General features: G+C 42.4%; 11 protein-coding genes. 2 read left to right on the top strand and 9 right to left on the bottom strand.

Going from position 1 to position 12395, the window contains the following annotated elements; all coding sequences use genetic code 11:
- Positions 1–22 precede the first annotated feature (22 nt).
- The 6 genes from SporoP37_RS01000 to bluB form a co-directional block, all read right to left on the bottom strand.
- Positions 23–304, bottom strand: a complete 282-nt coding sequence (locus SporoP37_RS01000; RefSeq protein WP_085431608.1) for a YrhK family protein — start codon at positions 302–304, stop codon at positions 23–25.
- Between the two features lie 167 nt (positions 305–471).
- On the bottom strand, positions 472–630 hold the full coding sequence (locus SporoP37_RS17365; RefSeq protein ID WP_232329786.1) for a hypothetical protein: 159 nt from the start codon (positions 628–630) through the stop codon (positions 472–474).
- Between the two features lie 140 nt (positions 631–770).
- Complete coding sequence (locus SporoP37_RS00995) at positions 771–1496, bottom strand: enoyl-CoA hydratase/isomerase family protein (protein ID WP_335698132.1); 726 nt, start codon at positions 1494–1496, stop codon at positions 771–773.
- Between the two features lie 204 nt (positions 1497–1700).
- Entirely contained in the window at positions 1701–2771 is a 1071-nt protein-coding gene (gene dctP / locus SporoP37_RS00990; protein WP_081241938.1) for a TRAP transporter substrate-binding protein DctP, read from the bottom strand.
- A 1206-nt stretch (positions 2772–3977) separates the two neighbouring features.
- Entirely contained in the window at positions 3978–5588 is a 1611-nt protein-coding gene (locus SporoP37_RS00985; protein ID WP_085431606.1) for a catalase, read from the bottom strand.
- Positions 5589–5792: 204 nt separating this feature from the next.
- Entirely contained in the window at positions 5793–6443 is a 651-nt protein-coding gene (bluB, locus tag SporoP37_RS00980; protein WP_085429986.1) for a 5,6-dimethylbenzimidazole synthase, read from the bottom strand.
- A 163-nt stretch (positions 6444–6606) separates the two neighbouring features.
- Between bluB and SporoP37_RS00975 the strand changes: the two genes are divergently transcribed.
- Entirely contained in the window at positions 6607–7446 is an 840-nt protein-coding gene (locus tag SporoP37_RS00975; RefSeq protein WP_085429985.1) for a pyridoxamine kinase, read from the top strand.
- 92 nt (positions 7447–7538) lie between these two features.
- Here SporoP37_RS00975 and SporoP37_RS16775 read toward each other — a convergent pair whose 3' ends face one another.
- Together SporoP37_RS16775 and SporoP37_RS00970 are read right to left on the bottom strand one after the other, a co-directional pair.
- Positions 7539–7676 carry a hypothetical protein gene (locus tag SporoP37_RS16775; protein WP_155961274.1) on the bottom strand — a complete coding sequence of 46 codons (138 nt, stop codon included), beginning with the start codon at positions 7674–7676 and terminating at the stop codon, positions 7539–7541.
- A gap of 48 nt (positions 7677–7724) precedes the next feature.
- Positions 7725–9188 (bottom strand): MDR family MFS transporter, encoded by a 1464-nt coding sequence (locus SporoP37_RS00970; RefSeq protein WP_085429984.1) that lies wholly within the window; start codon positions 9186–9188, stop codon positions 7725–7727.
- 699 nt (positions 9189–9887) lie between these two features.
- Here SporoP37_RS00970 and SporoP37_RS00965 point away from each other — a divergent pair.
- A complete protein-coding gene (locus SporoP37_RS00965) occupies positions 9888–10052 on the top strand; it encodes an aspartyl-phosphate phosphatase Spo0E family protein (protein ID WP_081241934.1) in 165 nt (54 codons plus the stop codon).
- Between the two features lie 574 nt (positions 10053–10626).
- On the opposite strand, the gene SporoP37_RS00960 is transcribed toward SporoP37_RS00965, so the two are convergent.
- The gene (locus SporoP37_RS00960; protein ID WP_085429983.1) at positions 10627–12384 is read right to left on the bottom strand and encodes a GMC family oxidoreductase; all 1758 of its coding nucleotides are present in this window, start codon (positions 12382–12384) and stop codon (positions 10627–10629) included.
- Positions 12385–12395 lie beyond the last annotated feature (11 nt).

The following is a 12395-nucleotide window of genomic DNA, read 5'->3' as shown; positions in this document are numbered from 1 at the left end:
CTTATTTGTCTGTTTTACGCCTCTACTCACTCCATTCTTGCTCTTGACTGGACTGGCTAATTTTCCGCAGCGTGGTAGCATGAAGTATTTTTAATACCGGCCGTATGAAGAGCTGCGCACTGCCTACAATGAATAGAATAATTCCGGCGGTTTTTAAGGTTTCAAAAAAGAAGAACACACTGCCCATTATAAATATAATCCCTAATACTAATTCGTTGATGATGAAAATATAACGGTAGTTTTTGTTGAAGAAAACTACGTGCTTCCCCAGCTTAACTTCATACTGCTGGTTGTTGTTTGTCATTTTTGGCAATTTCGTCCCCTCCTGCTTCTTTAATTTCCCGCATTTCACTGATATAAACGACACTGAAAGTAGAATTAGAGGGGCAGAGCATTCATGAGAAGTCCTCGGATGTTAAGTCTTATTTCCGTTGTGTCTGGTATATAATTTTCACAGCTGCAGTCTAGTTATCAAGTAATGGATTGTTTCGTTTCTGCATAAGTATGCTGCTGGGTTTTATACAGGCACTGTTTCAACTGCGGATGTTTGTAAATTTCAAACAGCATTGTGAAGGCTGATTCGCAATAATGTTCATAGTAATAGTAGAAACTTTTCGGTACCTTGGTCAAGAAGCAGCTCATGCATCTATTGTATTCTCTGGTCAAAGAACGTGTAAGCAACCTGCAGAAAACCTTAAACAGCCTTCTTTGCGATTGAATAATCGGCAAAGAAGGCTGTTTGGCATGTACACTGAAGAGGTTCGTGCTTTCTATTTTGATATAAACTCAGGAGTGCGTTTCTCCATGAAAGCACTAGTTCCTTCATTTTTATCTTCTGTTGAAAAAAGAATAGCTTGCGCCAATTCCTCTAGTAATTGGCCCGTTTTCATATCTGTATCAAAACCTGCATGAATAACCACTTTTGCGAGTTTCACAGCCACTGGACCTTTGGACAAAATTTGGATTGCCGTTCTCTCCACAGCTTCCTTTAATTGATCAGGAGGGACAGCCTCTGAAACCAGCCCTATTTTCTCAGCTTCTTCTGCAGAAATCATTTTGCCGGTTAAAATTAATTCAATGGCTCTTCCTTTCCCGATTAATCTGGCCATTCGCTGGGTTCCGCCTGCCCCCGGTATGACACCCAGATTCAATTCTGGAAGACCAAATTTTGCATTGTCAGATGCAATCCGAATGTCGCACGCCATAGCAAGCTCACATCCTCCGCCCAGTGCGTATCCATTGATCATGGCGATTGTCGGCTTTTCATATGCTTCAATATAATCGTATATATCCTGCATACTGCCGGTTGCAAGTACGTCCAATGGCGAACGATTTTTTAGTTGGCTAATATCTGCTCCGGCTGCAAATGATTTTTCTCCTTTGCCGGTAAAAATTATACACCCTGCGTCATGATCTGTTTGCAGCTTCTCCAGCGCATCTTTTATTTCAGTAAGGGTTGTTTTACTTAATGCGTTTCTTTGCTCTGGCGAGTTAATAATAATGTAGGCTAGCTGTCCCGTTTCTCTACTAGAATTTTTTTATAAGTAATAGCTTTTCACCCCGTCATAAGTTCATTTAATTAGTTATTATTTACATACTTGATTCTTATTATCAAAACAAGTTTCCTATTGGAATTTACAGACAGTCATATGACCCGCCAATCAAAATTTCTCAAACGACGATTAGTACCTTTAGCTTACTCAGCGATACTTCTCTGAAATTTCCTTAAATGCGGTTAACGTCTCTTGAAATTCAGGTTTATTTACTTTATCGACCCAATCCGCTTCAATTTCGGCAAAGTAGTTATTCCACGCTTCTTTATCCGCTTCAGTCAATTCATAAACTTCGATGCCGTCTTCAGTGAACTTTTCAAATGTTTCCGATATATATTCATCTGATCTGATCGCATTACTCTCTGTCAATTCTTCTCCTACTTGCTGAATGATTTGCTGAACATCTTCAGGCAATCCTTGAAACACTTTCTCATTAATAACTAAACCTGCCGCAACACTGCCAAAGCCCATTCCTCTAGTTCCGTACTTTATCAATTCAGCCATTCCATAATCCCTGGTAGATTGAGCATTTAAATTTAACACATCGTAAACTCCTCTATCAAACCCCTCATACATGTCTGACAGTGTAATGTTTACTGGATTTGCATCAAGCGCAATCATTGCATGATTTAACACTTCGCCTGTAACCCTAACTTTTAATCCTTTAATATCTTGCGGAGTTTTGATAGGTTTCTTTTTTGACCATAATTCGTTCCCGGGAGCATCATAATTAAAAATAGGTCTGACGCCATTATTCAGGAAATCCGTTTCCAAAATAGGACTATTATCAATTAAATCATGATACGTCATAGTACCTTCATAAGCAGTTTTATATAAGCCCGGTATCCCCAGCAATGCGCTTGAAATAGGCATTTCATTAGGGGTGTAAGCCGCAACATAGTAACCTATGTCTGCTACGCCGGTACTGACTAAGTCATATAAATCAGCAGCTTTTCCTAATTGCTCTGCAGGATAAAATTCAAATTCAACTTGCCCATCAGTTTGTTCTGTTACTTTTTCCATCAACGGTTTAAAAACGTGTTCAGTCATAGAGTGAGTATCAGCTTGTGCCGTAGCAAGTTTCAGCGTAATCTTTTCTTTCTCATCTGCTGCGACTTTTTCAACTATTTTTTCGCCATCATCAGCGCTGCTGTTGCATGCTGCTAAAATAATAACAGTCAAGATCAGTAAGAATGAAATCAGATAATTTTTTCTCATTTTTATTCCTCCGCATACTCGATTTTTTAGTGTTGAATCGATTCCGACTAGAGACAGATAAATGATTTTTGATTAACAGAAACATACAGCCAAAGCATCATTCCTTTCCTTCTATGTTTTATTCAAAATTAAGTGACTGGCAACAGGATATTCATAGGCATGCATTTGGACTCCCGAATCTGAATTACTTACAGCGTATAATTTGCTGTTGATGTAAGGCAGAAATAGATAAAAACATCTGTCGTCCGCGACAATGCCACACAAATAAGTGAAGCCATTACTTGAATTAAAACCAGTTTTATCATTTTGTTTTATCCTTATATTTCACCCACTCTTCTGAACATGCTGCCTGATCGTCTATTTGTCCAGAGGGCACAAGTTTTCTTATCTGTTTTCTCTTGCAGGTCTCTTTTCAGGTATTTTTCTACGAGTAATTGCCAGGTTAATAACAGTGAGGAAACAGCGATTCTATATGCTTTCCTTCATACCCCTATGTGCATGCAAACATATAATTAACACCGTTTTTATTTGTGCGCCTTTTTCTAGATGGCCGCATTGGAATATCTTTACTACTGCTTATTTTACGTATAAAAAGCAATTTGTCAACGCAATTCCGAATATTTTAACTACTTTAAGCGAGAAAAAAATATTTATTTTACTAGCAAAATAAATAGCATGTTTTGTGTATGCAGATCGCAGTTATTTACCCATTTTCCCTGGTAAACTAAGAAATATTGCAAGCTAACGGTAAAGTCTTGCTGATTGCCAGATAGATCACCTGCTTGCGCTAAAGGACTGGCTTAGCTTCTTTGAGCAATATTGGGACAAAAGGCTGTTAGCCCTTAAAGAATATGCAGAGGAAAAGGAGTAGCAAGTAAAGGAACCGGGATTATACAATTTGTATTCCCCGGTTCTTTTATTTGATGGAAAAGCCTGCATAGTATCTCTGACATGTTAACAGCCACTTCCATTCTCGTTTTAAAACGGTACTTCCAAGTCATAGCAGAAGTGCTGAATATTTATAACTAATGAATTGCCTGTAGTCAGTGAAAAAATTGATGCAGTAGTAGAAAAACACCTGCGTAAGATACAAACGTGATTGCTTGAACAGTAACGTTTGTTTCCTATACAGGTGTAATACATCTCAAGTTTACAACAAATTTTTAGTCAGTTAACCGAGGCTGTCTCTAGCCTTATGACTCTTCGTCAATAAGGATCTGCTTCACGGCCTTTATCCGCTGCATCTGCTGCCGCTTTTGAAGAATCAGGTGTGCCTTGCCCAAATTTTGACTGGCTGGCTTCACGGCCGGGGACGTCCGGCTGTGAAGCAGAGCTTTCTAGTTCTTTCATTTTCTCTTCAATACCCGCTTTGACTAGGCGGCCATACTCTTCGTCTGCTTTACTGAAATGTTCGATCATTGCCTCTTGAATCCGCACATCGCATGCGGCGAGTGCTTCTGAGAGATTTTTGATTAATTCCTCCCGTTCCCACTCTTCGAAACGGCGGAATGTTTCACCTGCCTGCCCATAGTTATTCGGCCGGTCAATTGGCGCGCTCATCGCTGCTGCGTTGTACGTTGGTCTGTGCGGGGGACGCGTTTCTCTAGCAGCTTCCTGTAATCCGCCGAGCATAGAAGGCTCATAATTAATATGCGGATTCTCCCCTGCTTCGCGCCGATCCCGATAATCCATTTGACCGCGCTGCTGGTTTGTCCGCACCTCTTTTTTCGGTGCATTTACAGGTAACTGCAAGTAATTTGTGCCGATCCGATGCCGCTGCGTATCGGAATACGAGAATGTACGGCCTTGCAGCATCTTATCATCGGAAAAATCCATTCCATCCACCAGCACGCCAGTTCCAAAAGCGGCTTGCTCAATATCCATATGAAAATCATCCGGATTGCGGTCTAATACCATCTTACCTACGGGCAGCCAGGGAAACTGTTCTTCCGGCCAGAGCTTCGTATTATCAAGAGGATCAAAATCGAGTTCCGGATGGTATCCGTCTTCCATAAGCTGCACGAACAGTTCCCATTCAGGATATTCTTTACGTTCAATGGCTTCAGACAAATCTTGCGTCGCATGCCCGACGTTTTTCGCCTGCACGGCGTCAGCATCTTCCTGTGTTAAATTTCGGATACCTTGCTTGGGCTCCCAATGATACTTCACCAGAACTGCCTCGCCCTTGTCATTGACCCATTTGTAAGTATTCACACCGGAGCCTTGCATGTGACGGTAGGTGGCAGGAATTCCCCACGGCGAGAATAAAAACGTGATCATATGAATAGATTCCGGCGAACGGGAGACAAAATCAAACATGCGCTGCGGGTGCGGTACATTGGAAGCAGGATCCGCTTTAAACGCATGAATCATATCAGGAAATTTCATCGCATCACGAATGAAAAAGATCTTCAGATTATTACCGACCAAATCCCAGTTGCCGTCTTCTGTATACATCTTTACAGCAAACCCACGCGGGTCCCGGGCTGTTTCAGGCGAATCTTTAGCACCTGCTACAGTGGAGAATCGCGCGACTAGCGGCGTTCTTTTTCCGGCACCAGAAAATACTTTCGCGCGAGTATATTTTTCAACCGGCTCGCCGCCGACTTTTCCGTAGGTTTCAAAATAGCCAAATGCCCCCGAACCTCGTGCATGAACGACCCGTTCAGGTATTTCTTCCCGATCGAAATGTGATATTTTTTCGATAAAATGATAGTTCTCAAGAGTAGCGGGACCCCGGTCACCAATCGTTCGGATATTTTGATTGTCCTGTACAGGATGCCCCTGGCGTGTTGTTAGAATTTCCCGCTTATTCATTTCCGCTTCGCTCTGTTTATGTTCGTTATTCTCCAAATAAATCGCTCCTCCACAACGTACTTTCCGTAAAAGAATGTGTTTCTTTACGGATGTGTATCCATTTCTAACGGGAGTATAACCACCAATCAGACACGATAAACATCTGTACTATGAAGGGTTATCTTGCTTCAGAGCTATGAAAATAAGAAACTTATCCTTTACATTTTATGCTTCAGGTTTCACGCCCCATTTATCCGCAAAAATCAGCTGATCCAACACTCTTCTTTTTTCCCAGTCTGCTGATTCCAATATAGGTTTGGTCGGATAATGTTCCGTGTAGCCAATCGACAGCAGTGCAACGGGGTCGATGTGAGGAGGAATCGCTAAAATGTCACGCACATCATTTTTCTTGTAAAAACTTACCCAGCCAAGAGCCAATCCTTCCGCACAGGCTGCCAGCCACATATTCTGTATGGCGCACGCTGTGGACAGCACATCCGTCTCGGGGATCGAATTGCGTCCGAGTACATGGGATCCGCCGCGCGTCGGGTCGCATGTGACACAGATGGTCAGCGGCGCTTCTTTTAGGCCCTGCACTTTCAGACCTAAAAACTTAGTCTCTTTTTCACCTTCATAATGAATTGCCAGCGCCCGCCGCTCCTTCTCCGCAGCCCAGGATAATTTTTCTTTCACTTCATTTGATGAAACTAAAATGAAATTCCATGGCTGCATAAATCCCACGGAAGGTGCGTGGTGGGCTGCATCCAATATACTGCGAACCGCTGTTTCCGGAATGGGATCCGGCAAAAAGCTTCGCACATCTCTTCTCGTGTAGATGGCTTTGTAGACTGCGTCTTTTTCTTCTTGTGTAAACATTTTTTCTCCCCCTAGTATACGTGCTGCAGTACGTTGATTGTAGCAGATTTTACAGCAGGCCAAAAGGATAAGTATATCTCGAATGCTCCCGTGCATATGCCGTAAAACTATAGAAATTATATGGTATGATACGTATAATACATAGCTGTTTACGGAGGTACTCATGAAAAAAGTTGCTGTTATACAAGATCTGTCTTCATTTGGCAAGTGTTCGCTGACTGCCGCCATCCCGGTGCTTTCTGTGATGGGCGCTCAGGCATGCCCGCTGCCGACCGCGGTTTTATCTGCACAAACGGAATATCCAAGTTATTTCTGCGAGGACCTCACTAGCGCGATACCTGTTTTCAAAGATGAATGGAAAAAACTCGGTGCTTCATTTGACGGTATCCATACAGGCTACATAACCGGTGAAGAGCAACTTCGCCACATTCTTGATTTTCTTGAAGTGTTTTACACCGACGAGACACTTTTGCTTGTAGATCCCGTCCTCGGTGATCAAGGAGAAGCATATAATCATTTTACTGACGGGCTGCTTGAGCAGATGAAAGTTCTAGCTGCGCAGGCAGACATTATAACACCGAATATTACGGAATGCTGTCTGCTGACCGGATCTTCATATGACGCACTGCACCGTTTGACGAACGAACAGGATTACTTGAAAGCCATTGAAGAAGCGGGCCGGCAGATGCAGCAGGAAACCCGCGCTGAGATCATCATCACAGGCATCAATCCGCCCGGCCTGCAAGCCGCTGTCGGCAACATGTACATTAATGATGCACATACGATCTATAGCTCTGTTTCATATAATGGCAAAAGCTATTCCGGCACAGGTGATTTATTTGCTTCTGTACTTATGGGCGGCCGCATGCGCGGCATGAACTTAGAACAGTCTATCACGCTGGCAGAAAATTTCTTGTCTGCCGCGATACAGGACACGGATTTGAGCGAGACGCCAGTCGTCGCGGGAGTGAATTTCGAGAAATACTTACGGATGTTATTATGAAAAAGTACGGGTTCTGAAAACGTTCATTAACGTTTCAAATCCCGTACTTTTTGTTTAGCCGCATCATTTCGATTTACAGCCCCCGCGCACGTTCAATTCGTCAATCGCTTTACGCGGCCATCTTCTTCCATAGGCTGTATGCGGCCAGAACTGCGCATCCTTTTCTGATCTCTCTTCATTACGTGCTGATCCGTAAATGAAATCAATTCTCTTGCCTTACTTACATTCATTTAACAAGAAAAAATCCTCAATCCTGTGAATAGGATTAAGAATCTTAATTAGCGCGTTTCCTGAACATCATCTTCTGGCTTGGCGCGGTATACGATAAACGACAGGATAACTGCCGCAAGGGACATCGCAAATGCAATGAAATAGACAAGTTCCACACCGGCAACCAGCGCCAAATCGGCAGTCAGCGGATCTCCGGGTGCAGCAGATTTCTCCAGGAAGTGTAATTGTCTTGCATTCATAACACTGATGAAAACTGACACACCGATGGCTCCGGCAACAGGCTGCAGCGTTGACATAACCGCTGTCCCGTGCGGATATAAACGCTTCGGCAGCTGATTCAGCCCATTGGTTTCTGCGGGCATCATAATCGCAGATATAGCCAGCATGAGCAGAATATAACTAACCACAACAACCCAAATTGGTGTATCGATGGTCAACCGGCTCATCGTGAACATCGTTCCGCTCAGTACGATCGTTGAAGGAATCATCAGCACCCGAGGTCCAAATTTATCAAATAAAGAACCCATGAACGGTGACATGATGCCATTTAATACACTGCCAGGCAATAAGATCAGGCCCGCGGTCGCGGCAGAAAGTGCGAGAGGGCCCTGCATATAGATCGGCAAGATGATTTCTGACGCAAACATCGCCATGATGATAATCAGGAACATGAACACTGCGTGTGTGAACATCGGATAGCGGAACACGCGCAAGTCCATGACTGGTTCTTTCAGCTTGAATTGTCTTATGGCGAATAATATAATGCCCGCCACTCCGATACCGATGAACAGCAGGACAAGCGGACTTGCAAAACCTTTCGCGCTTTCCCCGACAGAACTGAATCCATAAACGAGAGAGCCGAAGCCCGCCGAGGAAAATACGAGCGACAAATAATCAATTTTCGGCTTCGTAACTTCTGTTATATTGATCAAATATTTATAGCCAAATGCAATGGAGAATAATGAGAAAGGAATGACGAGCAAGAACAAGTATCTCCATCCTAAATATTCCACAATGACTCCGGACAATGTAGGACCGATCGCAGGCGCAAACATGATCACCAGTCCAATGAGTCCCATGACTTTCCCGCGCCGATGCGGCGGATAAATTAGGAGGAATACGTTGAAGATAATCGGCATCAGCAATCCTGTTCCCACAGCCTGAATGAGCCGCCCCGTCAATAAAATCGGAAATGCAGGCGCACTGGCCGCCACAATCGTCCCGACAGTAAATACACTCATCGTCCCAATGAATAATTGACGTGTCGTGAACCATTGAAGCAGCAATGCTGAAATCGGTATGACAACGGCCATGACAAGCATAAAACCCGTTGCCATCCATTGCACTGCCGGTAACGTGATGGAAAACTCATCCATCAATGTGATCAGTGCAATATTCAATAAAGTTTCATTTAAAATGGCAAAGAATGCACCAATGATAAGCGCCAGCATGATGGGCAGCACTTTGACATTCGGATTATCCGCCAGGAATTCATATTTCTTTTCTTCCATTTAACAACCTCTTTCATCGATCCGGAATGCTCTGCAGATAATGTTCGTTCACCACTAATTTTTGATTCGTAATATCTGTCCGACGCATTACTTTATCAACGTTCCGGCACCTATTTTCTTTACGCTTATATCATTATAATTCCTAACCCGCTGAATGCAAGTTTCAGTACGTATATCGCCTTTTATTTCCTTCTTTGCTAAAGTCCAATACAAAGAAATAAAGCGCAGTATGAATGGCATTTATTTTCATATAAGAAAACCATTACAAAATCTGTAGCTTCGATAAACTTCTATACAATATCTCTTTTAACACGAACACGTGACAGTAAGTCAATTAAATTCGCACTATAAATTTTGCAGGACCCTTCCTGCTTATTTTCAGCAGGATTTTGTCTGGTCAACCGTATATAACCTGCTTTCTTCCGCAAGTACAAGCAATTGCTTTTCGCAGAATGTCCGCATGCCATGAAGTGTTTGTAGCTTTTCAGATTATGTGCAGGCCTGTATTTTTCAAACAAAATGCATGAATATTCAATCACCATACACAGTGTTGTCACAAACGGACAATGATTTTACTGTCGGCCATAATCCGACATCCTTTTCAACACAGATTATATATGATAGACAGGTTGCTTCTATGCGCACATCAAGAAAATAGCACCATAGTTGAAGCGTAATTATCATTACGGAGGAATAGAAATGAATATAGCTGTCAAAAAGTATTACTTATTGTGTAGAATTAAGGTAAATAGAATAGTTATGTATAAGAAAGCGGAACATTTCGGATTTACTCATCCAAGTGTTATAAAATGCAGCCAAAAACTGGACAATCTATTGAATAGAGTACAGGGCATTTGCTCATAATTTTAGATGCTAAATTTGCCGCGTCAAGAATAACATTACATACAAAAAGACAGTTCCAATTATTGGGACTGTCTTTTTGTATGTGCTACAGCTTGGTGATGGCATAAAGCTGTAATTTCACGAAAATTTCAGGTACAGTATACCTTGCAAATAGTGAGAACCGAAAAAAAGTAAAAGGACAATTGAACAAAGCTGTGAAGAATCTAAACAATCGCTATGTTAAAAACGTAGAAAGCCTTCTGATATACATGATTCAGATATGATAGATGAAGGTGCTTTAACAGGTGTTCACTCTTACAGTAGGCTGCAGCAAAAATCCGAGAATTCTCAGCCGCAAGAAACGATCCATTCACGCCAGACGTTACTTGAAAGACATAGGGATTTGACAACCGTTTACTTTCATCTGCGGCCAGACTATCCCCGGGCGGATTCACCAGTCGTCTACTATTTACATTCAATAAATGAAAATACCTGCAGGTTGCACACTCTTTTTTCAAGTGTCCAGCTTGCAGGTATTTATATAGAAAAAGAAATAGGAACGGTAAAAGAACCGGTCTATAATATGGTCTTACAATTACGCATTACTCGTTTGTTTAGCTTCCACTAATAATCCGCCGTCTCCTTCGAGATAGGTGATCATCCCTTCTGACGCACGGTAAGCAAACGCACCGATTGTTTCAGTCGGATCGTGGTTACTGTTATGCGGGAACGAAGAACCGCCAAGCACAAACAAATTCTCCATATCCCACATTTGTGAATAAGTATTTACGGCAGACGCAGCAGGATCGTTCCCCATGATCGCACCACCAAGGAAATGGTTGGTATAAAATTTATGATCAAATGTCACATCATCCGGCACATCAATCAAATCCACGATATCGGCGCCCATTTCTGTCATAATTTCTTTGCAGCGTTCGACGCCATGCTGGGCACGTTTAATATCTTGTTCTTCATAATGCACTGTCGCACGGATTAGAGGGTCTCCTAATTCATCTTTATAAGTAGGGTCCAAATCCAGGTACGTATACCTGTTAGGCAGGAATCCCGTTTTGGCTCTGATAATTAAATTGCGGTTATGATAAAATAAGTTCTTCTCTTTATATTCTTTCCCCCATGCCGGTGTTCCTTCTGGCACATGGTTATTATCAATGGGACGCTGCCCTAAATGGTAATAGCGAATCTCATAGCCGTGAAGGAAATCAAGATCAGTATGATCCATATTGTCTCCTGAGAAATCATCGACTGTTGCACCGAGTGCCCCTGTCCCCATCGACAGATTCCATTTTTCATCATTAAAGAAGCCGCGCGCACCAATATACGTACTGATATTGCTGAAGTGTCCTGTAAAGTTTTTACCGATGATGCCTTCCCCTGTTTCAGGGTTATACGGTTTGCCAATTTTTGATTTCAATAATAATTTATTATTTGTAAAGACAAAGCCGGCTAAGACTACAATATCCGCAGGCTGAATAAACTCCTGTCCTGTGATATTGTCAATATATTTTAATCCAATGGCTTTCGTTCCATCATGAATCACCTCTGTAACCGTGGATTCGTTGCGGATTTCAAAATTACCTGTTTTCTTCGCTGTTTCCAATACTGTGACAATTGGATCACCTTTGGCTCCGAAATCACACCCGTATTCTTCACAAAATGCACAATACATACAAGCGTTTATCGTTTCACCGTCAGGATTTGTATATTGCTGGGACATGTTGGCGGCCGGCAAACGATACGGATGGTAACCAAGATTTGTCGCTGCTTTTTTAAACAGCTCAATCGAAGGAGTTGTTTTCAGAGGAGGATTCGGATATCCGTCTGAACGCTTATGTCCGAGGGGATTTACCTCACCTGAAACCCCGGCCGTTTTTTCAAATTTATCATAATACGGCTCTAATTCATCGTATGTAATCCCCCAGTCTTGAATGGTACAGTTTTCAGGAATCTTACTTTCTCCGTATCTCTCAATCGTTTTGCTGCGAATTTCAAAATCATAAGGAAGCCAGCGTAAGCTTACACCGTTCCAATGTACACTTGCACCACCCATGTCATTGCCAATACGCGCATGGCTGTTATTTCGAACCGGTCTGGCCGTTTCCTCCATACTGGTTCTAGTAGTCACAGTATCTTTAGACAAATCCTGCATCATATCATATCGGATGGAATATTTTAATTCATCTTTTGCTCCAATAAAGTCTTCTCTTGATTGTTCTTTACCTCTTTCAAGAGAAACTACTTTATATCCTTTTTTTGTAAGTTCAGCAGCCGTGATTCCGCCGGCCCAGCCAGTACCTACGATGACTGCGTCAACTTTTTTTAATTCTTTCGCCATACACGTTACCT

It is taken from the genome of Sporosarcina sp. P37 (genome assembly GCF_002109365.1).
In the GTDB taxonomy this organism is placed as follows: domain Bacteria; phylum Bacillota; class Bacilli; order Bacillales_A; family Planococcaceae; genus Sporosarcina.
This window is presented reverse-complemented; position numbering and strand designations above follow the sequence as displayed.